Origin of the sequence: Ulvibacterium sp., from assembly GCF_965228935.1 — a bacterium.
GTDB lineage: Bacteria > Bacteroidota > Bacteroidia > Flavobacteriales > Flavobacteriaceae > Ulvibacterium.
Window position 1 is genome coordinate 41,734 of sequence record NZ_OZ245846.1, and the last position, 25,840, is coordinate 67,573.

Annotated in this window: 27 protein-coding genes and 1 tRNA gene; 13 read left to right on the plus strand and 15 right to left on the minus strand. The window is 42.6% G+C overall.

The window, feature by feature from the left end; genetic code table 11:
- Nucleotides 1-21: 21 nt before the first annotated feature.
- A complete protein-coding gene (rpoN, locus tag ACO06Y_RS00175) occupies nucleotides 22-1,479 on the plus strand; it encodes an RNA polymerase factor sigma-54 (RefSeq protein WP_422081800.1) in 1,458 nt (485 codons plus the stop codon).
- Nucleotides 1,479-2,084, plus strand: coding sequence for a hypothetical protein (locus tag ACO06Y_RS00180; RefSeq protein WP_422081801.1), 606 nt, complete (start codon nucleotides 1,479-1,481; stop codon nucleotides 2,082-2,084). Before rpoN ends, ACO06Y_RS00180 begins: the two co-directional genes overlap by 1 nt.
- Before the next feature lie 40 nt (nucleotides 2,085-2,124).
- On the opposite strand, the gene ACO06Y_RS00185 is transcribed toward ACO06Y_RS00180, so the two are convergent.
- From ACO06Y_RS00185 to ACO06Y_RS00225, 9 genes are all read right to left on the minus strand, one after another.
- Nucleotides 2,125-2,736, minus strand: a complete 612-nt coding sequence (locus ACO06Y_RS00185) for an ExbD/TolR family protein (protein WP_422081802.1) — start codon at nucleotides 2,734-2,736, stop codon at nucleotides 2,125-2,127.
- Nucleotides 2,737-2,924: 188 nt separating this feature from the next.
- The gene (locus tag ACO06Y_RS00190) at nucleotides 2,925-3,614 is read right to left on the minus strand and encodes a porin family protein (RefSeq protein WP_422081803.1); all 690 of its coding nucleotides are present in this window, start codon (nucleotides 3,612-3,614) and stop codon (nucleotides 2,925-2,927) included.
- A gap of 189 nt (nucleotides 3,615-3,803) precedes the next feature.
- Nucleotides 3,804-4,289, minus strand: coding sequence for an ExbD/TolR family protein (locus tag ACO06Y_RS00195; RefSeq protein WP_422081804.1), 486 nt, complete (start codon nucleotides 4,287-4,289; stop codon nucleotides 3,804-3,806).
- Between the two features lie 25 nt (nucleotides 4,290-4,314).
- Nucleotides 4,315-4,920: an ExbD/TolR family protein gene (locus ACO06Y_RS00200; RefSeq protein ID WP_422081805.1), complete on the minus strand. Its 606-nt coding sequence runs from the start codon at nucleotides 4,918-4,920 to the stop codon at nucleotides 4,315-4,317.
- Nucleotides 4,921-4,932: 12 nt separating this feature from the next.
- Nucleotides 4,933-5,379: a hypothetical protein gene (locus ACO06Y_RS00205; protein ID WP_422081806.1), complete on the minus strand. Its 447-nt coding sequence runs from the start codon at nucleotides 5,377-5,379 to the stop codon at nucleotides 4,933-4,935.
- Nucleotides 5,380-5,402: 23 nt separating this feature from the next.
- Complete coding sequence (locus tag ACO06Y_RS00210) at nucleotides 5,403-6,191, minus strand: MotA/TolQ/ExbB proton channel family protein (RefSeq protein WP_422081807.1); 789 nt, start codon at nucleotides 6,189-6,191, stop codon at nucleotides 5,403-5,405.
- 247 nt (nucleotides 6,192-6,438) lie between these two features.
- Nucleotides 6,439-6,526, minus strand: a tRNA-Ser gene (locus tag ACO06Y_RS00215).
- 69 nt (nucleotides 6,527-6,595) lie between these two features.
- The gene (locus ACO06Y_RS00220; protein WP_422084223.1) at nucleotides 6,596-7,624 is read right to left on the minus strand and encodes an asparaginase; all 1,029 of its coding nucleotides are present in this window, start codon (nucleotides 7,622-7,624) and stop codon (nucleotides 6,596-6,598) included.
- A 48-nt stretch (nucleotides 7,625-7,672) separates the two neighbouring features.
- The gene (locus ACO06Y_RS00225) at nucleotides 7,673-8,440 is read right to left on the minus strand and encodes a TatD family hydrolase (protein WP_422081808.1); all 768 of its coding nucleotides are present in this window, start codon (nucleotides 8,438-8,440) and stop codon (nucleotides 7,673-7,675) included.
- 37 nt (nucleotides 8,441-8,477) lie between these two features.
- Here ACO06Y_RS00225 and ACO06Y_RS00230 point away from each other — a divergent pair, with 37 nt between their 5' ends.
- A complete protein-coding gene (locus ACO06Y_RS00230; RefSeq protein WP_422081809.1) occupies nucleotides 8,478-8,921 on the plus strand; it encodes a retropepsin-like aspartic protease in 444 nt (147 codons plus the stop codon).
- Nucleotides 8,922-8,965: 44 nt separating this feature from the next.
- Here the strand turns inward: ACO06Y_RS00230 and odhB are convergent, their stop codons facing one another.
- From odhB to ACO06Y_RS00245, 3 genes are read right to left on the minus strand one after another with little or no spacing between them, the layout of a single operon-like run.
- Complete coding sequence (gene odhB, locus ACO06Y_RS00235; protein ID WP_422081810.1) at nucleotides 8,966-10,189, minus strand: 2-oxoglutarate dehydrogenase complex dihydrolipoyllysine-residue succinyltransferase; 1,224 nt, start codon at nucleotides 10,187-10,189, stop codon at nucleotides 8,966-8,968.
- A 25-nt stretch (nucleotides 10,190-10,214) separates the two neighbouring features.
- Complete coding sequence (locus ACO06Y_RS00240; protein WP_422081811.1) at nucleotides 10,215-11,183, minus strand: peptidoglycan DD-metalloendopeptidase family protein; 969 nt, start codon at nucleotides 11,181-11,183, stop codon at nucleotides 10,215-10,217.
- Nucleotides 11,183-13,996, minus strand: a complete 2,814-nt coding sequence (locus ACO06Y_RS00245; protein WP_422081812.1) for a 2-oxoglutarate dehydrogenase E1 component — start codon at nucleotides 13,994-13,996, stop codon at nucleotides 11,183-11,185. Before ACO06Y_RS00245 ends, ACO06Y_RS00240 begins: the two co-directional genes overlap by 1 nt.
- A gap of 101 nt (nucleotides 13,997-14,097) precedes the next feature.
- On the opposite strand from ACO06Y_RS00245, the gene ACO06Y_RS00250 reads away from it, so the two are divergent.
- The 7 genes from ACO06Y_RS00250 (at nucleotide 14,098) to ACO06Y_RS00280 (ending at nucleotide 20,181) form a co-directional block, all read left to right on the plus strand.
- Nucleotides 14,098-14,619 carry an alpha-ketoglutarate decarboxylase gene (locus tag ACO06Y_RS00250; RefSeq protein WP_422081813.1) on the plus strand — a complete coding sequence of 174 codons (522 nt, stop codon included), beginning with the start codon at nucleotides 14,098-14,100 and terminating at the stop codon, nucleotides 14,617-14,619.
- A gap of 89 nt (nucleotides 14,620-14,708) precedes the next feature.
- Nucleotides 14,709-15,800, plus strand: coding sequence for a serine hydrolase domain-containing protein (locus ACO06Y_RS00255; protein WP_422081814.1), 1,092 nt, complete (start codon nucleotides 14,709-14,711; stop codon nucleotides 15,798-15,800).
- Between the two features lie 213 nt (nucleotides 15,801-16,013).
- Nucleotides 16,014-16,577, plus strand: a complete 564-nt coding sequence (locus tag ACO06Y_RS00260; RefSeq protein WP_422081815.1) for a TetR/AcrR family transcriptional regulator — start codon at nucleotides 16,014-16,016, stop codon at nucleotides 16,575-16,577.
- 52 nt (nucleotides 16,578-16,629) lie between these two features.
- On the plus strand, nucleotides 16,630-17,040 hold the full coding sequence (locus tag ACO06Y_RS00265) for a DUF1348 family protein (protein WP_422081816.1): 411 nt from the start codon (nucleotides 16,630-16,632) through the stop codon (nucleotides 17,038-17,040).
- 16 nt (nucleotides 17,041-17,056) lie between these two features.
- A complete protein-coding gene (locus ACO06Y_RS00270) occupies nucleotides 17,057-18,034 on the plus strand; it encodes an alpha/beta fold hydrolase (RefSeq protein WP_422081817.1) in 978 nt (325 codons plus the stop codon).
- Nucleotides 18,035-18,185: 151 nt separating this feature from the next.
- Entirely contained in the window at nucleotides 18,186-18,770 is a 585-nt protein-coding gene (locus ACO06Y_RS00275; protein WP_422081818.1) for a DUF4377 domain-containing protein, read from the plus strand.
- 91 nt (nucleotides 18,771-18,861) lie between these two features.
- Entirely contained in the window at nucleotides 18,862-20,181 is a 1,320-nt protein-coding gene (locus tag ACO06Y_RS00280) for an amidohydrolase family protein (RefSeq protein ID WP_422081819.1), read from the plus strand.
- A gap of 35 nt (nucleotides 20,182-20,216) precedes the next feature.
- Here the strand turns inward: ACO06Y_RS00280 and ACO06Y_RS00285 are convergent, their stop codons facing one another.
- The gene (locus tag ACO06Y_RS00285) at nucleotides 20,217-20,573 is read right to left on the minus strand and encodes a hypothetical protein (protein WP_422081820.1); all 357 of its coding nucleotides are present in this window, start codon (nucleotides 20,571-20,573) and stop codon (nucleotides 20,217-20,219) included.
- 200 nt (nucleotides 20,574-20,773) lie between these two features.
- Here ACO06Y_RS00285 and ACO06Y_RS00290 point away from each other — a divergent pair, with 200 nt between their 5' ends.
- Complete coding sequence (locus tag ACO06Y_RS00290) at nucleotides 20,774-21,199, plus strand: SRPBCC family protein (protein WP_422081821.1); 426 nt, start codon at nucleotides 20,774-20,776, stop codon at nucleotides 21,197-21,199.
- A gap of 787 nt (nucleotides 21,200-21,986) precedes the next feature.
- On the opposite strand, the gene galE is transcribed toward ACO06Y_RS00290, so the two are convergent.
- Both galE and ACO06Y_RS00300 read right to left on the minus strand, forming a co-directional pair.
- Nucleotides 21,987-23,015, minus strand: a complete 1,029-nt coding sequence (galE, locus tag ACO06Y_RS00295) for a UDP-glucose 4-epimerase GalE (RefSeq protein ID WP_422081822.1) — start codon at nucleotides 23,013-23,015, stop codon at nucleotides 21,987-21,989.
- A gap of 54 nt (nucleotides 23,016-23,069) precedes the next feature.
- Nucleotides 23,070-24,224, minus strand: a complete 1,155-nt coding sequence (locus ACO06Y_RS00300; protein WP_422081823.1) for a DegT/DnrJ/EryC1/StrS family aminotransferase — start codon at nucleotides 24,222-24,224, stop codon at nucleotides 23,070-23,072.
- Between the two features lie 93 nt (nucleotides 24,225-24,317).
- Between ACO06Y_RS00300 and ACO06Y_RS00305 the strand changes: the two genes are divergently transcribed.
- Both ACO06Y_RS00305 and ACO06Y_RS00310 read left to right on the plus strand, forming a co-directional pair.
- Nucleotides 24,318-25,553: a 3-deoxy-D-manno-octulosonic acid transferase gene (locus tag ACO06Y_RS00305; protein WP_422081824.1), complete on the plus strand. Its 1,236-nt coding sequence runs from the start codon at nucleotides 24,318-24,320 to the stop codon at nucleotides 25,551-25,553.
- Between the two features lie 18 nt (nucleotides 25,554-25,571).
- Entirely contained in the window at nucleotides 25,572-25,808 is a 237-nt protein-coding gene (locus ACO06Y_RS00310) for a hypothetical protein (protein ID WP_422081825.1), read from the plus strand.
- Nucleotides 25,809-25,840 lie beyond the last annotated feature (32 nt).

Consider the following 25,840-nt stretch of genomic DNA (forward strand, 5'->3'; position numbering starts at 1 on the left):
AGTACGTAGAATTTAACCGGAATGCTCAAACAGCACCTACAGTTTAAATTATCGCAAAAGCTCTCTCCGCAGCAAATTCAGCTGATGAAGCTTATACAATTGCCTACCCAGGCATTTGAGCAGCGTTTGAAACAGGAGTTGGAGGAGAATCCTGCTTTGGAAGGTGGCAAAGAGGAAAGCAGTACCCCCGAGGATGATTATGGGGACATTTACGAAGGTGATTCGGACAATGAGAGCATTAATACGGAAGATATCAACATAGATGATTACCTAAGTGATGATGAAATTCCGGATTACCGGACCAAGACCAGCAACTATAGCGTTGACGATGATGAGAAAAGTGTTCCATATGCGGCCGGGATCTCTTTTAATCAATACTTATTGAACCAACTTAATACCGTCTATTTAAGTGACGAGGAATGGGCCATTGCCGAATTTTTGGTCGGCAGTGTAGATGAAAGCGGATATATCCGAAGACCGCTTTCCGATATTATGGACGACCTGGCCTTTACCCAGAATATATATACAGATGAAAAGACTATCGAAAGGGTATTGGGTATCGTACAGGAATTGGATCCGCCAGGTGTCGCGGCAAGGTCACTGGAAGAATGTCTCATCATACAATTAAAGCGAAGGGAGGCCTCTCCCAGTATTGAACTGGCCATTGCCATATTGGAAAAATCGTTTGAACAGTTTACCAAAAAGCACTATAAGAAATTGGTGCAAAGACATGGTATTTCCGAAGAGGAGCTTAAGGAGGCCATTTCGGAAATTGAAAGATTGAATCCCAAACCGGGAGGATCCTATTCCGGAAACAATAGAATCGTAGAGCACGTAGTTCCCGATTTTTCCATACGAATCGTGGACGGGGAATTGGAGCTTACCCTAAATGGCAGAAATGCCCCAGAGCTTCATGTATCCAGGGAATACAGTAACATGCTCAAAGGCTATAAGGATTCCAAGAACAAGTCCAAGTCCCAAAAGGATACGGTTCTCTTCATCAAACAAAAATTGGATGCGGCCAAATGGTTTATCGATGCCATACGCCAAAGGCAACAGACCTTATATATTACCATGAATGCCATAATGCAGTATCAAAAGGAATACTTTTTAACCGGTGATGAACGAAACTTGCGCCCTATGATACTAAAGGATATTGCGGATGAAATAGATATGGATGTATCCACGGTTTCCAGGGTGGCCAACAGCAAATATGTGGACACGCCCTACGGCACCAAATTGATAAAGGATTATTTTTCCGAATCCATGAAAAATGTACAGGGGGAAGATGTTTCCACCAAGGAAATAAAAAAGATTTTGGAGACCGTAATACACGGTGAAGAAAAAAGGAAGCCTCTTACAGACGACAAATTGGCCAAAATCCTGAAGGAAAAAGGCTACCCTATTGCCCGTAGAACGGTCGCCAAGTATAGGGAACAGTTGGGAATATCGGTGGCCCGCTTACGAAAACAAATATAATGGGGTTATTTTTACGGGCTATCTCCTATATTTCCCATCCTTTGTTCATACCCCTGGCAGGAACTATTGCCTACTTCATAATCACGCCAAAATATAGCCCGCTAGAGGTACAGAGTGGTAATATACTGCCCATTTTTATATTGACCATAATCATTCCTATAGTTTCTTACCTTATACTTAGAAATATAGGCGTGGTCCGTTCCATTTTTATGCCCTCCATTAAAGAACGTAGGTATCCCCTTCTTATTCATATCGGTTTATTGTTGATGATCATTTATGAAGTTATTCCCAATAACTTCGTGATGGAAATCCACTGTTATTTTCTGGGATTAACGATTGCGGCCATTGCCGCTCTTTTTACGTTACTTTTTAAGGTAAAATGTAGTTTGCACCTTATGGGCCTGGGAAGTCTATTTATGTTCCTTACCGCTTTGAGCATTCATTTTGAAATTAACATCACCCTAGCCCTAAGTCTCCTTACCGTATTCATAGGCCTAGTGGCTAGTTCCCGTCTTTATTTAAAGGCACATTCCAAAGCCGAGCTTTTTATTGGTTTTTGTATCGGTTTTATTTCGCAGTTGTTGCTGGTCAGGTTCTGGTTATAAGCAGTATGCGGTTATGGATGCTGAAGAAACGTGTGGTTTCTTATTCTATTTTTACTTCCGCTATTTTTTGGGGAAAGAGGTTTTGGATATGCTTAATCCTTTCCTTAAGTTTTTCCTTTACCTCCAAAGGGGTTCCAGGGTATTCATATTGCTCCACCATAGTCGAATAATTCTCCTTGAAAAGACGTTGGGATTCCCTGTTCCGCAATTGGTTATAGGCCGCAACCAATTCATTTTGAACGGTAATGTACGTGCCATAGCCCGTCTCTCTCTTAAAGGTAAGTGAAACAATGGCTTTTGACGGGTTGTCGGAAGAAGTTAAATCCCTATCCCCCCTACAATAATCACAAAAACCTTCGGTTTCCCTTGTCGCTCCCCCATTGTCCAAGAAATCTATGGCTATTTTCTTTAGATCCTTAATTTCGACCAAATTTTCTTCAACGAGTAATTCGTCCCTATCGTTCACCTCAATCCGCAATATGTTCCTTTCCTTTATTTTGGCTTCGGGTGATTCAATTAACGGGGGCATAATCCTATCTATTCCCTTGTCGGTTTCAATACTGGTGGTAACCAGGAAAAAAATCAGTAGCAGAAAGGCGATATCGGCCATGGATCCTGCATTTACTTTAGGTACTTCCTCTCTTTTGGACATAATAGGGTATTGTTGGTTTATTAAAAACTAGACCACGGTATACGGTAAGCAGTAAGAATTATTGGGGAAAACTAGTCGGTCTTTCTAAAAATAAGAACTCCCAAATACTAAAATATAGCACACAACATTCATGCCACACACTTTTGTATCCTATTGAAAGTAATGGAAAAATAGCAAGAAAGGAAAGTCTATAAAATGTAAAAGATGAGACCGATCCGTAAAGGTCTCATTGAAATCCCGGTTCCGTTGACAAAAACATCATCATTGAAAAGATTGTTAAGGGCATAATAGAGGTGAACATTAAAGGTATTATACCCAAAATTGAAAGTTAGACCATACTGAAACTTCCTGATATCATCATTATAAAAGGAAAAATCTCCCGAATCGGACACAAACTTAGACCTACCCCCTAACACGTATCCGAACCTTAGCCCGGTGTATACTCTCCAAAATTTATAACTGGTGGCCGTAGAATTGCGCCATCGAAACTCCAGGGGCACTTCCACCAAATGGGTCTCTACCTTACTTCTTTTAAAATCGGCATCCCCATCCAGAACGTCATAGACCACATCATTTCCTGATTCCATCGCCCTCAAATTGGAGTAATAGGAATTTACGTTATAACCAATGCCAATACCTAAGGCAACGGTCCTGTCGGAATTCATGGGAATATCCCTGATAAAACCTGCCTGTAGTCCATAGGATAGATTACGTTGACTAACGTCAACAGGCTTATCCAATAGAAAATTATAGGTAATGCCCATATAAAATTGATCTTCCAAATACTTGGTGTCCCCATTAAACGTGTCTTCATTCTCCTGGGCATATGTGGAAATCAAAAATCCAAAAAAAAGAAATAAAAGAACAGAGCTTTTCATAAACTTCGGGGCCTATTTTGGATAGGTAAAAACGGTCGGCAATAGCAGAGTAACAGGACTAAACGCATATTACGGTGGTATCACTGCCGATTGATCAAATTGGTAAAGAAAGCTATACGCAAATTACGTAAATAAAAAACGCCTTACTCAAGAGCAAAGGCGTTTCAAAGATAAAATTTTCAGTATTCCCTATCTGTTCAGGTTCATAAAGGCATCCCCCTCATAGGTAGTATAATTTACCTTAAGGGCATTAACCTTTCTCAACTCTTGCTTTATGTCCGAGATAAGTCCCATATTGGCATTCTTATCTACCTTTAAAGCCGTTGTCAAAACATTCTGGAGTTCCTGTGCCTTTTTGGCCCTTTCCTGCAATATATAGTCTCCTACTTCGGATGGACCGGCAAACTTATCGTTCAATTGAATTTTAGGTTCCGTACCAAAAACCTTTTCATACTGTGAAGTCGGTTTACCTACGTAAATATAGATAACCCTATCCTTCTTTTCCAGCTTCTTGGTCTCGCTGGCGTTCGGCAAGGTGTTCTCAACCTTTAACGTACTATCCTTCATCACCGTAACCGTCATAAAAAAGAACAAAAGCATGAAAACAATATCTGGTAACGATGCCGTGGACACCGCCGGAACATCCCCGTCCTTCTTTTTAGCAAATTTTGACATATCAGATTATTTTTAAAAGCTTTTATTAGTTGCTAGTGGTCTCCGCTTCGGACAATTTCTGAGGAAACAAATCCTGAATCCTTTTCACTTTTTCCTTAAGTTCATCCTTAAGGCTAGATGATGTCTCAGGATTCAAATACTCGGCCTCCATATCCGTAAAATCCCTACCGAACAAGCGCTGTGCTTCTCGATTTCGTAATTCGTTATAAGCACCGACCAACTCATTTTGAACGGTGATATAAGTACCGTACTTGGTTTCCCTATCGTTCTTCAATGAAATGATAGCCTTTGAAGGGTTATCCGAAGATTCGGCATTCCTTCTACCCTTGCAATAATTACAAGTACCGTCACCTCCATTGTCCAAGAATGCTATAGCTTTGGATCTCAAATCCTTCAAGTCGATCAACTCTTCGTCAGCCAAAAGCTGCCCACTTCTATTGATATTCACTTGAAATATATTCTTCTGCTTAATGATAACATCGGTATCGGGTGGTTCAATAGGCGGTAACATACGATCCAAACCTGCATCCGTTTCTATGGTTGTGGTTACCAAGAAAAAGATAAGCAACAAGAAAGCTATATCGGCCATGGATCCGGCATTTACTTCGGGTGCTCCTGCTCTTCTAGCCATAATTATAAAATTTTATGATTTACTAAACAACTTCTTCAAACCTGGCAGAACCATCAATACAATGGCAATTGCGGTAAGTATAAAAAATACGTTCAATCCCATTCCAATTTTCTTAATGGTACTCTCAGTTGTAGCTACCCCCCTGTTGGCCATTTCCTCAATACTTACATCCGTTCCGCTGGACAGAACGTATGAAATTACCACTACCAATAAAAATCCTCCAATAACAAACAAGGTCTTCTTTAGGCCCTTAGGATTGGAAAATAGGTTCTTAAGGGTAAACAACAAAGCAAATAGTACGGCTATCGCCAAAAGCAGATAAGTAATCCAGAACATACCGTTCATGGCACCGCTCTGCGCGGCTTGGTCTGCCGGCATATCCTTCGATGGAAGGTAGTACCATAATATTGCAGAAACAACGCCCAGAACTATTAGAATTATTTTTAATATTTTATGCATGACACTATTTTAAATTATCCGACTTATTTTTTGTGGTCCACCAACATATCAATCAAAGAGATTGAGGAGTCTTCCATGTCATTAACGATACTGTCGATTTTTGCAATAATATAGTTATAGAAAATTTGAAGTATGATAGCCGTAATAAGACCAAATACCGTAGTCAAAAGTGCCACCTGGATATCACCGGCGATAAGTGAGGCGCTCAAGTTACCTACTGCACTAATTTTCTGGAAGGCCTGAATCATACCGATTACCGTACCCATGAATCCAAGCATGGGCGCAATGGCTATGAAGAGGGATAACCAGGAAACGTTCTTCTCCAATTGCCCCATTTGAACACCACCATAGGCTACCACTGCTTTTTCAGCAGACTCGATACTCTCACCGGCCCGATCCAATCCTTGATAGTATATGGACGCTACGGGCCCTTTGGTATTTCTGCAAACTTCCTTTGCAGCCTCTACCCCTCCGGATGCCAAGGCATCCTCGACTTGTTGCTTGAGCTTAGTAGTATTGGTGCTGGCCATATTAAGATAAATTATCCTTTCGATAGCTACCGCCAATCCCAATATTAAACACAAAAGAACGATCCCCATAAAGCCGGCACCTCCTTGTATAAATTGAGTCTTTAATACTTGGGTAAAACCCTGTGCTTCAGCTGGGGCATCATCTTGAAGCATGACCGCTGTTGCAGCCACAGTGCTGGATACATTGGACACCATCGTAGCCGCAGTCGCTTTTGCACTTACTGTATTTGTACTTAGAACAAACAACCCAGCTAGAGCTAGGATAGAGAATAATCTTTTCATTTTTTCAAACTTAAATTAGTTAGTTAATAGGGTTAAAGATAAAAAAAAATCGCAATAAAAAAAGCAAAACTTAATCGCAGTGGGGATAGGGTTTATCACAGATTAGCCCATGTGCCTCTACAATTATCAGGGGAATTCAAAAAGGGTCATGATCAAAGGCAATCCATCTGAAATTTCAATAAAGATTGAAATCCGATTTTCGAATAACCTCGGTTCAAAATATTCCAAACAAACCTTTCTGTCTTCGCAGAGAGGAAGGGATTCGAACCCTCGATACACTTTTGGTGTATACACACTTTCCAGGCGTGCGCCTTCGACCACTCGGCCACCTCTCTAGTAATCCTTTTTCAGGGGTGGGCAAATAACGAAAAAAAACTTATTTAATAAAATTTAGTAGACTATTTTTATCGCATTTCTCCCCGAAGTGAAGTTTCAAAGACAGTCTTGAACAATTTATGGGAAACACCGCTTCCCAGAAGGTACATCAACTTGGTAATGGCGGCCTCGGTGGTGATATCCTTCCCATTGATGATTTGCAACTTCTGTAGTTGCTCGCTTGTCTTGTACTGCCCTAAAATTACACTTCCTCCCGAGCATTGCGTAACATTGACAATGTGCAGCCCGTTTGCCATGGCCTTTCCCAGATCTTCCAATAACCACGGTTCCGTAGGTGCATTGCCGGCACCGTAGGTTTCCAACACCAGTGCCTTAAGATTGGGGGTTCCCAATACACTTTGGACCACTTCCCGATTAAGTCCTGGGAAAAGCTTCAAAATCACCACATTGGCATCCAACGCTTTATGGGCCAAGAATCGCTTTACATTTTTTCTTTGCATTAGATATTCATCAAAAACCTTTAGATGCACCCCGGACTCGGCCAAAGGTGGATGGTTCAATGAGGCAAAGGCCTGAAAGTGCTCCGCGTTTATTTTGGTGGTCCTATTGCCACGGTACAGTTTGTATTCAAAGTAAAGTCCCACTTCTTGAATAACCGGTTTCCCTTTCTTTTGTAAAGCCGCTATTTGTATGGAGGTAATCAGGTTCTCCTTGGCATCGGTTCGCAAATCACCAATGGGCAATTGAGATCCTGTAAAAATGACCGGCTTGGCCAGATTTTCCAACATAAAGCTCAAGGCCGATGCCGTATAACTCATAGTATCACTCCCGTGCAACACTACAAAGCCATCGTATGCTTCATAGTTCTCCTCGATCAGGGTGGCGATTTTTACCCAATGGTCCGGATTCATGTTGGACGAGTCAATAGGCCTTTCAAAAGAGACGGTTTCTATGTTGCAATCCAACTGTTCCAGTTCCGGGATATGCTTGGACAATTTATCAAAATCAAAGGCCTTTAATGCGCCGGATTCATAGTCCTTTACCATTCCTATCGTTCCACCGGTATAGATGAGCAATATGTGCGTCTTGTTCTTCACTTTCGACTTCAACAGATTTAAAAATTAAAGCATCCGGTAATCCAAACATCAAACTCCGAAAACTTCCTTTGAATTTTCGGTAGTGATTTTGGCTATATCTTCTTTTGACCTACCGTAAACATCGGATAATTTCTCCAATACATTGATGAGATATGCACTTTCGTTCCGTTTGCCGCGATAGGGAACCGGGGCCAGATATGGTGAATCCGTCTCCAGGACGATGTGCCTTAAATCGATTTGATCCAGGAACCCATCTATTTTTCCATTTTTAAAGGTGACCACTCCCCCAATACCCAATTTCATATTATAGGATATGGCCGTCTTCGCCTGCTCCAAATTCCCCGTAAAGCAATGAAAGATCCCGAACAGATCGTCCCCTTTTTCGCTCTCAAGGATTTCAATGATTTCATCGAAGGATTCCCGGCAGTGAATGACAATAGGTAATCGGTATTCTTTTGCCCATTGGATCTGAAGGCGAAAAGCTTCCTGTTGTTGCCTTAAAAAAGTTTTGTCCCAGTATAGATCTATACCGATTTCACCCACGGCATGAAATTTACGTTCCTTCAATTGTTGCTCCACATGCTTCAATTCCCTTTTATAGTCTTCCTTTACATGGGTGGGATGCAGCCCGGCCATCAAGAAGATATTTTCGGGATAATCGCTTTCCAAATCCATCATGGCCTGGGTATAGGTAGAATCGATGGCCGGAATAAAGAATCGTTCAATTCCATTGTCCACGGCCCTACGGATAACTTCGTCCCTATCCTTATCAAAAGCCTCGCTGTACAAATGGGTATGTGTATCGGTCAAAATCATATGGCAAAAATAGGCTTATCTTTGTCAAAAAGCAGTAATGATACCCCTCAAAAAATTCCTGAAGAAAAAGAGCTATATCAAAGTTCCCCTAGTTTTGACCGATACGAATCATTTTGAGATTTCGGCCAAAATCAATGGGGTCATGGGGCGATTTATTCTGGATACCGGGGCCTCCAATACCTGTGTCGGGTTTGATAAGATCGAGTTTTTTAAATTGACCTCCAAGGAATCCAAGGTAAAGGCGGCGGGGGCAGGGGCTACCAATATGGAAACCTTGATCTCTACCAAAAACAAAATTGAAATCGGTGATTGGAAGAAAAAGAAACTAAAGATTGTGCTGTTCGATCTGGTTCATGTCAACGAAGCCTTGATTACGCACAAAGCGCTACCTGTAGATGGGATCATTGGTGCCGATATCCTGAAAAAGGCAAAGGCAATTATAGATTATGGCAAGAGCTGCGTGTATCTAAAATGCAAATAACAATCCTGTTGTCACTTCGCCTGTACGTTTTCTGAGACGTTCCATTACATCTCCAACGCCCGCTCTACATTATTTTCCATCAGCAATTCTTCAGGGTTTTCCAGGGCTTCCTTAACGGCCACAAGAAAGCTTACCGATTCCTTGCCGTCAATAATACGATGATCATAGGAAAGTGCGACGTACATAATCGGGGCAATGGCAATAGCACCATCCCTAACAATGGGTCGCTCCACAATATTGTGCATTCCCAAAATGGCACTTTGCGGTGGATTAATTATCGGGGTGGACAACATGGAGCCGAAAACGCCTCCATTGGTGATGGTAAAGGTACCTCCCGTCATTTCATCAACGGTAATCTCCCCTTCCCGGGCACGTATGGCCAATCGTTTTACTTCTGATTCCACTCCCCTAAAGGTCAAATTCTCGGCATTCCGGATTACAGGCACCATCAACCCTTTTGGGCCGGAAACCGCTATACTGATGTCGCAAAAGTCATACGATATCATTTCCTTACCGTCTATCATAGAGTTTACCGCCGGGAACATTTCTAGGGCCCGTACACAGGCCTTGGTAAAAAAGGACATAAAGCCCAGACTTACACCATGCTTTTCCTTGAAATCTTCTTTATATTTTTTCCTCAATTCAAAAATAGGGGTCATATCCACCTCATTAAAGGTGGTCAACATGGCCGTTTCATTCTTGGCAGAAACCAATCTTTCGGCCACTTTACGGCGTAACATGGAGAGTTTGGATCGGGTCTCGCCCCGGTTGCCTCCGGTTGGGGTTCCCATAGCGGGTACCGCATTAACGGCATCTTCCTTCGTAATACGGCCATCCCTACCTGTACCTTTTACACTGGCGGCCGGGATATCTTTTTCGTCTAAAATCTTTTTGGCGGCCGGACTAGGAGTACCCGTGGCATAGGTCTTGACAGCTTCTGAAACCTCCGCAGGGACTTGTTTTTCTGGAGCTTCTTCTTTAGGCGTTTCTTTTTTGGATTCCTCAACGGCTGCCGTTCCTTCAGGCTTGGGGGCAGCGGTATCGATCAAGCAGACTACCTCTCCCACCGCGACGGCATCACCAACCTCGGCCTTAAGGGTAATTGTACCGCTTTCTTCCGCCGGAAGTTCCAAAGTGGCCTTGTCCGAATCAACTTCGGCTATGGCCTGGTCCTTTTCCACATAATCACCATCCTCTACCAACCATTCGGCTATTTCCACTTCGGTAATCGATTCCCCCGGGGAGGGAACTTTCATTTCTAGAATCATTCTCCTATTTTTTTAAGCTGCTAATTTAGTTCATATTTTGTATAAAATCCTCTTTCACCGGCAGGTAATCCTCCCTGATTTCGCCATTTACCAGAATCCGGTCAAAATACAATCGAGCACCCGTGGAATTTGACATTTCCACATCGTTCTGAAGGCTCAAATGCAAGTGGGGTTCCGTGGAATTCCCTGAGTTGCCGCACTGTCCTATGGGTTCTCCTTGCAGGACATCGGCTCCTTCCTCAACCAAAATAGAGCCATTTTTTAGATGTGCGAACAGCAGATATTCCCCAATCGGTGTTTCCAATACCACTGTATTTCCGGTAAGTTGATCGGGATTGGTCTCGCCCGGAATATTATCGGGCACCCCTGTAATCACCCTAGCCACCCGTGCATCGCAGGGTGCGATAATATCCTTGCCATATACCAAATAGTTTTCATTAATTTTTGAATCGCCTTGATAGGAACTTCCATCCGCCACCATCATAAGGTCATAGGCATATTGCTGGCTTATTTCGTTAACATGATAATTCTGTTCCAAAGTGGTACCGCCCCAGTACACGAACCACTCTTCCCTAAAAGGCAGTATCATGGGGGTAGTATTTCGTTCCAACAAAGGGAAATCCAAGGGTTTGGACGGGGAAATGTACAGCCCGCTAATTTCGTTTTTGGTGTTAAGGGAGATTAAAATATCGGCCACGGCACGGTCAAACACAGTGCGATAGAGATGTGCCCCTCTTTTAAATCCAAAAAATTGCATGGACTGGATGTTGCCCATAAGGTTGTTGACATTCTGTGTAAAAAATCGAAGGGTCCGTTCACGGGGCAAGGCTTTTTTCATATCGGCATCAAAGAGATTAAAAATGCCCTCATAATCCGCGTTGTTATATAAAGCCATGAACTCCGATGAGGCAACGGCATAATTGCCCAGTTCCTCTTGTGAATACGAAGAAGTCAACCCCAATACAAAGACCAAGGCACCTAGGATTCCTTTCATTATTGTGCTTCGGTTTTGCTCTTGGGACGGGTCATATTGTCCTTTGTTTTATCAAAAACGTAATCGATTACTTGCTGGTGCCGCATCCTTGAACGAACGGCACTACCCGCAGAAGGGGAGGCATAGAAACGTCGGGAAGCTACCCGAAGTTTGCCCGCTTCCGGAAAATGCATCATCATATGGCTCCAGGCTCCCATATTCCTTGGCTCTTCCTGTGCCCAAACCAAATCGTTAGCCTTCTTGTATTTTTTGAGGATAGCCTTCATCTGTTCCACCGGTAATGGGAACAGTTGTTCTACCCGCACCAAGGCCACATCATTGCGGCCAAGCTTTTCTTTTTCGGCCAACAGGTCGTAATAGAATTTTCCCGTGCAAAACACCACACTTGTTACTTTCCCGACATCGGCCGAGGAATCGTCAATTACCTCCTGAAAATTCCCTGAAGCCAATTCCTCTACTGTGGATACGGCTTTTGGATGACGCAAAAGACTCTTGGGCGTAAAGATGATTAGGGGCTTCCTAAATTTGACCTTCATTTGCCGTCGTAAAATATGGAACATTTGCGCCGGAGTGGTTACATCCGCAACGTACATATTGTCCCGGGCACACAACTGTAGATATCTTTCCATGCGAGCGGAGGAGTGTTCCGCTCCTTGACCTTCATATCCATGGGGCAATAACATAACCAGTCCATTCTGCAACTTCCACTTATCCTCAGCAGCGGAGATATATTGGTCGATCATAATCTGCGCCCCGTTGCTGAAATCCCCGAACTGTGCTTCCCAAATGGTGAGGGTGTTGGGGCTGGCCATGGCATAGCCGTAATCAAATCCGACCACACCGTATTCGGATAGGAGGGAATTGTAGATTTGGAACCTACCCTGCTTATCGGAAATATGGTTGAGCAATAGCACTTCTTCCTCACTTTCCTCTACCTTCATCACGGCATGGCGGTGGGAGAAGGTGCCCCGTTCCACATCCTGACCGGACATCCGTACGCCATAGCCTTCCTCCAACAGGGTACCATAGGCCAATAATTCGCCCATGGCCCAATCCAAGGTATTCGTCTCAAAGAACATTTTTTTACGATCACCTACCAAGCGCTCTACTTTCCGAAGGAATTTTTTGCCCTCCGGCAATTCAGTGATGACTTTGGCGATCTTGGTTAAATTTTTAAGGTCATAGGTAGTATCCACCGAATCCATCATTTCCCATTCCCGAACACTTTCAAAGCCTCTCCATTCGTCGGCCATAAAAGGTGTGATTTCCGTCTTATCTTCCTTTCGGGAATCCTCCAATTCCTCTTCCAGCGAGCTCTTGTACTCCTTCTCCAATTCTTTTACATGGCCCTCCTGTATAACCCCTTCCGAAAGCAATCGCTCTGCATAGATATCCCTAGGGTTTTTGTGCTTTGCAATGATCTTGTAGAGTTTGGGTTGGGTAAAGCGGGGTTCATCGCCCTCATTATGGCCGTATTTTCGATACCCCAAAAGATCCAGGAATACATCGCGCTTAAACCGCATGCGATATTCCAGCGCAAACAGGGCGGCATGTACCACGGCCTCTGCATCATCGGCATTTACATGAAGGATAGGACTTAGGGTCACCTTGCCCACATCGGTACAATAGGTGGAAGACCTTCCGTCCAAGTAATTGGTCGTAAATCCGATTTGGTTGTTGACCACCATATGAATGGTACCACCGGTCTTATAACCATCCAATTGTGCCATCTGTACCACCTCATAGGCTATGCCCTGCCCTGAGATTGCGGCATCCCCATGTACCACGATGGGCAGTACTTTTGAAAAGTCCTCCGGAAAATGGGTGTCCTGTTTGGCCCGAGAAATACCTTCCACAACGGCACCTACAGTCTCCAGATGTGAAGGGTTGGGCGCAATGTTCATGTTGATGCGGTTGCCATTATCCGTTTTGCGTACCGAAGTCCAACCCAAATGGTACTTCACATCGCCATCGAAGATTTCCTGTTCATAATCCTTCCCGTCGAATTCGCTAAAAATATCCTTGGCCGACTTTCCAAAGATATTGGTCAAAACATTCAGTCGGCCCCGATGCGCCATTCCCATGACGAATTGCTCCACGCCCAATCCCGCTGCTCTTTCCACAATGGCGTCCAGTGCAGGAATCAAGGTCTCATTGCCTTCCAATGAAAAACGTTTTTGCCCTACATATTTGGTATGCAAGAAGGACTCAAAAGCTACCGCTTGATTTAATTTTTTGAGGATATGCTTCTTCTGTTCCGCATTGAATTGCGGATGATTATCATTAACATTGATCCAATCCTGTATCCAGTCGACCCGATCCGGCTTTCGGATGTACATGTATTCCACCCCAATGGCATCACAATAAATACGTTGGAGGTGGCCTAAAATTTCCCGTAGTGTCTTTCTTTGGATACCGATGATTTCGCCCGCATTGAACTCCGTATCCATATCGCTTTGGGAAAGCCCGAAATTCTCGATATCCAGCGTAGGCTCATATTTTCTCCGCTCCCGAACCGGATTGGTCTTTGTAAACAAATGGCCCCGACTACGGTACCCGTTGATAAGGCGGACCACCTGAAATTCCTTTTGAAGCGATTCCGGCATGGTCACCTCCTGCCCATTGGAAAGGGCTACCGTCCCGTTCTGGGCGGAAATGTCCAGCTCGTCCAGGGCGCTTTCCATCCCAAAATCAAAGCCTTGGAAAAAGGCTCGCCAACTCGGTTCCACACTATCCGGGTGCTGTAGGTATTTATCGTAGAGTTCGGCAAAAAAAGTGGTGTGCGCCGTATTTAAGAAGGAATATTTATCCATAAAACGTTTCTCTGAAATCGGAATAAAATATGTTCAAAAATACAATATTTACGATATACAGGCGTATCTTAGATTAGGTAATCGTAGAAAATTAAGGGATTATGACCAAAATGTTCCTAAAGTCTTTTGTTGTTGTTTTTTGTATGTTGACCTCCCATACCCTTTTTGCACAAAATCCCTTGGGAGGCAATGATTTCTGGAACCGGGTCCGTTTTGGCGGCGGTTTAGGCCTGGGCTTTACCAATGGTGGGTTTAACGGCTCCATTTCCCCAAGTGCCATTTATCAGTTCAACGATCAATTTGCCAGCGGACTGAGCCTTAGCTTCAACTATGCCAAATTCAATGACGACAAGCTTTTGGCCTATGGGGGCAGCGTACTTTCGTTGTATAACCCTATCCCTTTTCTTCAGCTATCCGCCGAATTGGAACAGTTGCGGATCAATAGGGAATTCGATGACGGCACCCTTCGATTGGAGGATAATTATTGGTCCCCTGCCCTTTTCCTGGGCATCGGTTATACGGATCGTAATTTTACCATGGGTATCCGTTATGACATACTCTACGATGATGAAAAAAGCATTTACGTGAATGCCTGGATGCCTTTTGTACGGGTGTTTTTTTAGGTTTTCCGATTTTTGGTTATGTGCAATAAAATTGCCCAAACATTCCTGTCGAATACCATTTTGCCTTAATCGACAATCAGATACCATTAATGAAAAGAATTCTGATAATAGTCTCGATTTTATTCATTTCTTGCGAAATCCGACAAGCCAAAAACGGTCAAATTTATTCTGTTAAACAAATTTCAGATATTCAGGCAAACCTGATTTTTGATAAAACCAAAGTCTTCCCAAATAACAGTCAGATTTCGATTTCAATAGTAGAAAACGGATTAGCGAAATTTTATGGGATAGTACGAAAAAATGATACTATCTATTCTCTCAGCAACCAGGATAGTGTTTTTGAGGTTGGCTCAATAACAAAGGTATTTACATCGACTCTTTTGGCAAATGCGGTAGTAGAGAACAAACTGAAACTTGGAGATTCTATTAACGATTATCTTAATTTTCCACTAAGGGATGATACTAAAATAACTTTTCAGAGTTTGGCAAATCATACCTCTGGACTTCCAAAAAAGCCATCCAATTTGGGATTCGGCCCGGGAAATCCAGATTCTAAGTATCGGTATTATGATGAGGAAAAACTAAAAAAGTATTTGACCGAAGGTTTACGGTTAACATACAAGCCAGGCGAAAGAACCAAGTATTCAAATTTAGGTGCGGGGATCCTCGGTTACACATTATGTGAAGTTTACAAAACAGACTATGAAAGTCTTATTCAGGATAAAACCTTTGGAAGGTATCAGATGAAAAACTCGACCAGTAATATAGACAAGATAGTTCCATTACTTGTAAAGGGTTTGGATACCGATGGGGACGAAGTACCTAATTTAGATTTATCGGCACTGGTCGGTGCAGGTGGGATGTTTTCTACTGTTGAAGATTTATCAAAATTCGTGATTGCACACTTTGACCATTCCAATAAAGAATTACAATTGGCTTTACAAAAGACTTTTTCGATAGATGAATCCTCCGACAGGGGTCTCAGCTGGCGAATTTTGAGGAATACCAATTCGCAACCTTGGTATTTCCATAATGGGGCCACACCGGGTTATAAATCTTTTCTTGTGATGAATACAAAAACTCAAAACGGCATAGTGATATTATCAAATGTATCAGGTTACAATAAAAACCAGAACAATATAGACGGATTGGGTTTCGAACTAATGAAGACCTTAGAATAAAATGACTATCGTCAATAGTCAATATTATAAGCAATTCGCACCTTCATTTTCGGAGAACCTGAATTTTCCAACCCCTAGTCCGCTCAATTTTGCTACCTCGATTTAGCCTCCTGAGTCAAAACCCCTTGGTAGTGGACGAACATGTTCGCGATATAGAGCCATTATTTATTACCAAACGTTTGGTAATAAATAATTTTGTTATACATTTGCCCTATGAGACCACAGAAAGTATTGGATAAGGATATCTTGATCGGTTTAACCAAAGTATTCCGCTCCAAAGGCTATGAGGGAGCCAGTTTAAAAGAACTGGCAGAGGCGACGGGTCTTAAAAAAGCTAGCTTATACCATAGGTTTCCCAATGGGAAAAAAGAAATGGCGGAAGCTGTATTTGCCCACGTCGGCAAATGGGTGGATCATAATGTATTTGAAGCACTATTGGACGAACGGTTTACGCCCAAAGAGCGTATAAAAAATGGTCTTAATGAAATAAGAACACTATATGACCATGGAAATGAGGTATGCATTTTTAGGGCCTTATCCATGCAAACCGGATTAGAACTATTTGAAAAACAGGTTAATAGTGGCATGAACCAATGGATAAATGTTTTCAATGAAGTTGGACTGGCCCTTGGATTTTCCACAGCCGACTCTCAGAAAAAGGCCGTGCAAGTGTTGATTGAAATTCAGGGAAGTTTAATTGTTTCCAAAGGATTGGGCGATATCAGCGTGTTTGAAAAGACCTTACAAAACATTGAAATAAAGTATATAAACGGTTAAAAAATTTTTGAATCAATTAATTACCGAACATTCGTTAAATAAAAATGGAATAATGGAAACAAAACACCCCTTACCTCCTTTTAATAAGGAGACGGCAAAACAAAAAGTTCAGATGGCAGAAGACGCTTGGAATCAAAAAGATCCTATAAAAGTATCCAAAGCCTATACGCTGGATACCGAATGGCGAAATCGCGATCAGTTCATTAACGGGCGATCTGAAGTTCAGGCATTTCTTGCCAATAAATGGAAGAAAGAACTGGATTACAAACTTAAAAAAGAGTTATGGGCATTCAAAGACAACCGAATCGCCGTAAGATTCGAATACGAATATAGAAATGCGGAAGGTCAATGGTTCCGGGCCTATGGAAATGAGAATTGGGAATTCGATCCAAACGGATTGATGCAAAAACGCTATGCCAGCATCAATGACTTGGAAATAAGGGAATCTGATAGAAAATTATAGATAAAAATTGCATCAAATGAAGAATTTAAAACTTGTCTTTTTAGCATTCGTCCTCTTACTATTAGGGTGTAAGGAAAAAACGAACACCGAAGCATCACAAAATACGGTAACGGTCAAAACGAAATACCATGCGACTCAAATTCAATATAAAACACTGGAAGTTAATGGAATACATATTGCTTACCGTGAATCCGGAGATCGTAAAAATCCAACCATTGTTTTATTACACGGTTTTCCCTCCTCATCCCATCAATATCGCAAAGTCCTAAATCAGCTTTCGGATGATTTTCACCTCATTGCTCCCGATTATCCAGGATTTGGAAACAGCGATTTTCCTTCAGCGGATAAGTATGAATATACGTTTGACAATATTGCTGCCACAATCAACGTATTTCTGGAGTCAAAGAATGTTAATTCTTATGCCATGATGATACAGGACTATGGTGCGCCCATCGGTTTTAGACTGGCTACGGCCCACCCGGAAAGAATACGCGCGATCATCAACCAAAATGGGAATGCTTATGAAGAAGGTTTGGGGGCAGCGTGGAAAAGTGTACGCGAATTTTGGGCAAACAGAAGCCCGGAAACAGAAAAGGCTTTGCTTGGTGTATTTTCATTGGAAGGGCTCAAATGGCAATACACCCATGGTACCCGAAGTCCTGAAAATGTAAACCCGGATACCTGGAACCTAGACTATATGAAAATGTCCAGACCCAATGCACATGCCGTAAATCTTGATTTATTTTATGATTATCAGAACAATTTGAAATTGTATCCGAAATGGCAAAGCTATTTAAGGGAGTATCAACCTCCTTTATTAATCGTTTGGGGCAAAAATGACGAATTCTTTCCCGAAAGTGGTGCAATGGCATTTAAAAAAGATGTCCAAAACATTGATTACAACATTTATGACACAAGACATTTTGCCCTAGAGGAAGATGGTGACAAAATCACCGAAAAAACCAGAAGTTTTATGAAAAAAGAAGTGAAATAGGCCAATCGAAATCATAAAACAATAAAAGTACTATCAAATATAAAGGCATTGTGATGACCATTTTTACCGGCTGTTGCCAAAGACGAAGTTTTATCAAGAGCCGTAAGCAACCTTTTATGCATTAAAGGCATCTTATTACTAAACCCTAAAAGTGAAGAAAGTAGCCTTTTACATAGTTTTGGCCATGAGCTTCTTGGTAGTACTATCTTGCGATAACGATGAACCAAATCAAGGTGTAGAGGAAATTTTAAGAATTAACCATTACACAATAGCTGGGCATGGGCCTTTTTTAAGGATGTACAATTTGGTTCAAAAAGGAGATGCAATTGGTACAAATGATTGGGAGATTTTTTATGCTCCCGTAGAAAATTTTGAGTATGAACTTGGATATGTATACGAAATTTTGGTTAACAGATCTGAAATCGAAGACCCTCCACAGGACATTATTCCTATACGGTACACCTTAAAAGAAGTTATTTCAAAGGAAAAGACGAGTAGGCAAATAGAGTTTGAAGTAAAACTAAGACAGTCATACACGGAAGAATCTGAATCCTATGTGACCGGTAGCATCGACTCTGGATTTAAGATTTTAGATCAAATTATTATCGATTGTAATCAGAATTGTAACCTATTGATCGACGCACAAAACGAAGAGGAATTGGTCGATGTTATCGGTATTTTTCGACATACCGAAGAAGCCAATACGATTAAACTGATAGATCTAAAAAACCTCTGAGTTACTAAAGGCCAAACCGAAAAGTTTTTTAGGATCCATTTGTTTGGGTATTCTTAGTACTTTTCCCTTGAAAAGGTAAAACCAATCTCCCATGAAAATCGACATAATCGCTACACTTTTAGTAGTCCTTCTTTTTTCCTGTAAAAACAAAGAGGGAACTGAACGAATCGCTGTTCAAAAAAAGGTTGGCACCCATACAATCTATGCCTTGAATGCGGATGAAATTCCCAAGGGAGAGGGAATCATCGCCATTATCGGCGCCACCTTGATCAATGGTACGGGTTCGGCCCCGGTGGAGAATTCACTGGTGATTCTACAAAATGATATCATCGATTTTGTTGGTAAGATGGGCGAACGAGAAATCGAAGAGGATGCCACAGTTATTGATGCCCAAGGAATGACTCTGCTTCCCGGCCTTATCGATGCCCACTTTCATGGGGGAAAACATGCCGAAATGTCTACCCTTTTCCTTAAAAAAGGGGTGACCTCCGTCCGGGATCCCGGTGCTTGGAACGCTTCTTATGATTCCGCCCGGAATTCCGGAAGGCCCATTCCCCGCTTGTTTTTGACAGGCCCGCATATCGATGTTTATCCTCCGGCCTATCCTGAAAATTCGTATCTGATACAGGATGCCGAGGAAGGCCGGATCGCTGTAAATCGTTTTGCCGATGAGGGTGCTACCGCCATCAAGGCCTACTTTCGGCTTTCTACGGAAATGATAGCCGCTATTTGTGACGAAGCCCATAAAAGGGGAATTCCGGTTACGGCCCATCTGGAAATTACCCATGCTATGGATGCCATTAAGGCAGGGCTTGACGGGGTGGAACATGTAACCTCATTTGGCACGGCCTTGCTCCCATTGGAAGAGGCCGAAATCTACAAAAACAAGGTTATGGCGGACAATGAGGCCCGTAGATCGGGACGTTACGAGGTATGGAACGAATTGGATATGGACAATAGTGTTTTGATGGACACCTTGATTCAGTTATTGGTAGATCGCAAGACCTTTGTTAGTCCCACCTTGGCTGTTTTTGAACGGCAGCCCGACAGAGGGGACAGTGTTGCCGTCAACGGTTTTGCGAACATGCTCAAATTTGTCGGCAAGGCCAAAAAGGCTGGTGCAAAAGTAGTGGTGGGTTCCCATACTTGGGTGCCCTATGCGGATACCGGTGATGCCTACTACCGCGAAATGGAGCTATTGCACAAAGCCGGACTAAGCAAAATGCAGACCATTGAGGCCGCCACCCTGGAGAATGCCAAATTTTTTAGGATAGATTCCCGTCTTGGCAGCATCGAAAAAGGAAAAATTGCAGATCTGATATTGTTACGTGAAAACCCATTGGATGACCTAAAAGCCCTGAAAACTGTTGAACAAGTAGTTTTGAACGGGGTCCTTTGCGAGTTTCAATAATACCGTCCTAGAAGATTTCCTAAAGAAAATCTGATTTACTTACTATACTTTGCCTTTAGCCACACCTTTTGTAGCTCCCTCTTTAGGATGAGAAACGAGACCTGTTCCGCTACTTCCACCGCATCGGTCACCTGGATTTCCTTAAAAACCTTTTCCGGTACATCAACTATATATAGGAGATTGAGATAGTCCACGAATTTTTCAAGGATGAGAAAATAGACCTTTTCATGGAGTGTGGCCTGTAAATCGGCGGGTTCAACATCCAATGAAAAATCGATAGGGATATTGGCCAACCCAAAATCCTTTTCCAATTGGATTACCAATTTGCCATATAAGCCCTGGTCTTCGGCACTTTGTAAGAGCTCGGTACTATTGGGGAAATTCATGACCATATCCTATCTACGAGTTTTTGGAAGCTTTGGTTTACCCTTCCGAAATATACTCAAGGGAAAACTCAAATTCAAGTTCATGATTAAATTCAATTTAAGCACATGAAAGGAAAGAGCACCTAATGGGAGTCGGGTGATTTCATACAAGAACATCAAAAATCTCCTATCTTAGTTCTAGCCATAAAGGATAAAATCTTAATGGGATGATGAAAACGATTACTTGGAAAATCCATTTAAAATCCGGTCCTGATGAAGTTTTTCAATTACTCGCAACTTCTGGGGGAAGAACAAAATTCTGGTCCGAAAAGGCAACCGAAAAGGACGGTGTAATACACTTCCTGTTTCCAAATGGGCACACCTATGATGGTCAAATACTAAAGAATATCGGTAACAAAGAATTCCATTTGGACTATTTCAATAGCCTGGTAAAATTTCAACTGGAGCGAGCCGAAGACGGTGGAACCAACCTTACTTTAATCAATGAAAATGTGTCTGAAAGTGATTTTTCCGAAGTACATGCCGGATGGATATCCGTATTGATGAACCTTAAGGCAGTGGCCGATTTCCAATGTGATCTGAGAAACCACGATCCAAAAAGAACCTGGGATCAAGGCTATGTGGATAATTAAAGAAAAAGCTCTTTTAAACTAATCTCAACGCATAATCTTCATCATAGGCATCCTATCTTCCTATGGCAAAAGTTTGCCTCAGTAGTTTATTGATTACCTACCTGGCATGCCTTTGGCGGGTAAACACTTGGGCAAGCCGGCAAACCCGCCCGAACGTGCCGTTCGGTACGGGCGGGGTTCGGTACCAACCGACCCAATTACTTATAGTGGAAACCATTCCCCCTAAGACCAACCAAAATAATTTACCGCTGTAATCGATAAAAGATGTAAGGTGCTATGGTGATCCAAATGAGTACAATTATCCAGATTCGGCCTTTCAGCACATTATAGTCTTGGAGAAGCTTACTCCAGGAATGACCGGCGACGTAATGTCCAAATAGAAATTCAAATGAGACCGTAAGACCTAGCCATAGTAAACCAATGGCAATTGCTTGTTCAGTTGACTCAGGTTTCCAATTCAGAATCAATATCCAAATATAAATTCCAAATAATATTACTAATGTGACAGTGGAAGCTTGATGAGCACCCAATTCATTTAGCCGACTTGCAAGGACTTCTTCTCGGAAGATTCCGTTGGCGATGGCAACGAAAATCATGGGTACCCAAGCGATGAGGTATTTCCACATAACAAATGTTCAATGGCAAATATGAAAACTAAATCATTGATTTTACATCTAATCAACTGGACATGGGGAAATTGGCAATAAACACTATTATATTGCAAGGAACAACAACACCTCCTATGGATTATTTCGAGCGGATTTCCATAATAGAGAATCCTGCTTAATCACCTTACCCCTCCTGATCTAACCTTTTGCTCCCAGTCCCAAGCGGATTTCATGGCCTCGTCCAAGGTATACTTTGCCTTCCAGCCCAGAACTTCATTGGCCTTGGTAGTATCCGCATAGGCGGAGGTTATATCCCCGGCACGCCTACCTACAATTTGGTAGTTCAATTTTTTGCCGGATACCCGTTCAAAGCTTTGGATGACCTGTAGTACAGAACTTCCCTTGCCCGTACCCACGTTAAAAACCTCATAGTTATCCTTATTTTTTCCTTCCAGTAACCGTTGTAGGGCAACCACATGGGCCTTGGCCAAATCTACCACATAGATATAATCCCTAACACAAGTACCATCTTCGGTAGGGTAGTCATCCCCGAACACGGAAAGTTGTTCACGAAGCCCCATTGCCGTCTGGGTTATGAAAGGTACTAAGTTTTGCGGCACGCCAATGGGCAGTTCCCCGATTTCCGTACTGGGATGGGCGCCCATAGGATTAAAATAACGTAGTGAAACGGCCTTTAAATTAGGGGTCACCTTACAGGTATCCCGAATAATTTCCTCCCCGATCTGTTTGGTGTTTCCATAGGGTGATTCGGCCGGTCTTACCGGGGCATTTTCGGTAATGGGCATTTTGTCGGCCTGCCCATATACCGTACAGGATGAACTGAAAATAAAGCTCGATTTTCCCTTTTTGGAGAGTTCCTGCAACAAGTAAACCAAGGTGCCCAGGTTATTCTCATAGTAGAGTAAAGGGTTCTCCACACTTTCGCCCACCGCTTTGGAGGCTGCAAAATGGATGACCCCCTCTATATCTTGATGGCGCTTGAAAAAATCCTGTACCTTTTCTTTTTCCCGTAAATCCAGTTTTTCAAAAATCGGCACCTTTCCCGTAATTGAAATAATCCCTTGCAACACTTTTTCATCGGCATTGGAACAGTCATCGATTATGACCACTTCAAAGCCTTCATTTTGAAGCTCCACAACGGTATGGGAACCTATAAATCCAAGGCCTCCGGTTACAAGTATTTTCATGGACTAAATTATTTAGGGTTAAGAATTGTCACTCGTTTTTAGGATGTGCAAAAATCAGTGTTTTACAAATTGTAAGACAGTATTTGTAATATAGGTTATCTGTTCATCGTCCAATTCCGTGTGCATAGGCAGGGAAATTACCTCTTGTACCAATTGATTGGTTACGGGAAAATCCGCCTCCCTATAGCGTTCGTCGGCATAGGCTTTTTGTTTGTGAAGCGGAATTGGATAATAGATGCCGTATGGTATCCCTTTTTCGCCCAAATGTTGCGCCAGGGCATCTCTTTTCCCGTTGGTAATCCGTAGCGTATATTGATGGAATACATGGCAGTCACAGGTGTCGCAAATACCTTCACACCGGTTAACCGTTTTGGGAACGATGATATGCTCTTGATTTTCAAAAGCCTTGGTATATTTTCGAGCGGCTACTCTTCGGGCATCGCAATACCCATCCAGTTTGGGCAATTTGGCCCTTAGTACGGCGGCCTGGATGGAATCCAGACGGGAATTGACGCCCACCACATCATGATGATACCGTTTGTACATCCCATGGTTGACCATTCCGCGAATCGTATGTGCCAAATCATCGTTATTGGTAAATATGGCACCTCCATCCCCATAGGCCCCTAAATTTTTGGAAGGGAAAAAAGAGGTACAACCCACATGCCCTATGGTACCAGCTTTTTGCTTTGTACCATCGGGGAAAACATAATTCGCCCCAATGGCCTGGGCATTATCCTCTATAATATAAAGATTATGCTTTTCGGCCAATTTTAATAGGGCATCCATATCGGCACACTGTCCAAATAGGTGTACCGGTACAATGGCCTTGGTCTTTGGAGTAATGGCCCTTTCTATGGCGGCAATGTCTATATTAAAGGAATCTGGCTCCACATCCACCAAAATCGGGGTCAATTGCAACAAAGCAATTACTTCCACTGTTGCCGCAAAAGTGAAGTCCGCAGTAATAACCTCATCGCCCGGCCGTAATCCAAGGCCCATCATTGCAATCTGGAGGGAATCGGTTCCATTGGCACATGGAATAACGTGTTTTACACCGAGATAGTCTTCCAATTCTTTTTGGAAAGTGTGTACTTCGGGGCCGTTGATGAAAGCCGAACTCTCTAAAATTTGGGTAATGGAACTGGTAATCTGCTCCTTGATGGACTGGTACTGACCGCCCAGGTCTACCATTTGAATCTTTCGCATGGAAACGGATTGAAATTGCAAAGGTACAAAAATAGCTAAGGTAGCTTATGCATTTATGGAAAGAACCGTATTTTAGCCGCAAACGATTGCCTGGTGTATCTTCTCTATAATCTTGTTGTCCATATTACCTGTTTTTTTTTAAGGTTGACGGCAATCTTTCATCCCAAGATCAAACTTTTTGTAAAGGGAAGGGATCGGACTTTTGATACCCTAGAAAAATCGATCTCCAAGCAGGACAGAACAATCTGGATGCACGTCGCCTCTTTGGGCGAGTTTGAGCAGGGACTGCCTGTACTGGAAAAACTGAAAACGGCATATCCCGATTTCAAAATCCTGGTCACCTTTTTCTCTCCCTCAGGTTACGAAGTAAAGAAGAATACCACGGCTTCGGATATCGTTACCTATCTTCCTATGGACACCCGAAAAAATGCAAAACGTTTCCTGGAAACCGTTAATCCGCAATTGGCACTGTTCGTAAAGTATGAAATCTGGCCTAATTATTTGAAATTGCTGGCGGAAGGAGAAGTTCCTACCCTTTTGATCTCTGCACTATTTAAAAAGGAAAAGATCTATTTTAAGGCTTACGGAGGATTTATGCGAAAAGCACTAAAGTCGTTCACCCATTTCTTCGTCCAGGATACACATTCAAAAAGTCTTTTAGGGTCTCTGGGTTTTGATAATGTCACGGTAAGTGGGGACACCCGCTTCGATAGGGTATCCGAAATTTTGGAACGGGACAATCAGCTATCCTTTATGGAAGATTTTAAGGGAACCGATCTTTGTTTTATCGGAGGGAGTACATGGCCCGAGGATGAGGAAATCATAACGGAATTCATCAATACCTCGCAAAGGCCATTGAAGTATGTACTGGCTCCCCATAATATAAAGGAAAACCACATTGCTACCTTAAAAAAATCGATTCAAAGGAAGGTCGTTTTGTATTCGGAAATGGAAGGAAAGGATCTTTCTGGTTTTGAGGTGCTCCTAGTGGATACTATAGGCCTATTGACCAAAATATATAGCTATGCGGATGTGGCCTATGTAGGTGGTGGCTTTGCCACGGGCCTTCACAATACATTGGAACCGGCAGTATTCGGTATACCCGTGGTCATAGGCCCCGAATATGAAGGCTTCAATGAAGCCGAGGAATTGGTGGACCGTGGTGGAATTTTGGTCGTTAACACCCCTATGGAGTTTTCCAACACACTGGACCGGCTTATAACAGATAGGGAATATCTCAATCAGATTGGGCGAATCAATGCTGCGTACGTTGCTGAAAAAAGAGGTGCGGGCATCCAAATAATGGGTTATATCCGTAAATTACTTTGAATCCCATTACATTGACACATGAAGTTTTCCCCAATTTTTATGCTCTTGGCCATATCCTGTATGGGCCTATTTTCTTGCGGGGAGAACCTCGGGGAAAGAAGGAAAATACATCCCGATGAACAAACGAAACCGACCATCGAAAAACGGGATTTCCAAAAACCCGTACCTAAACAGAGTCCCGACAGTATCCCTCAAAAAAAGAAAAAATCCAATGCATTGGACACGCTAAAACCAAGTGTCGCCACATTGGATTGACGTTTATTTGCGGTTTGTTTTTTTTTGTTAGC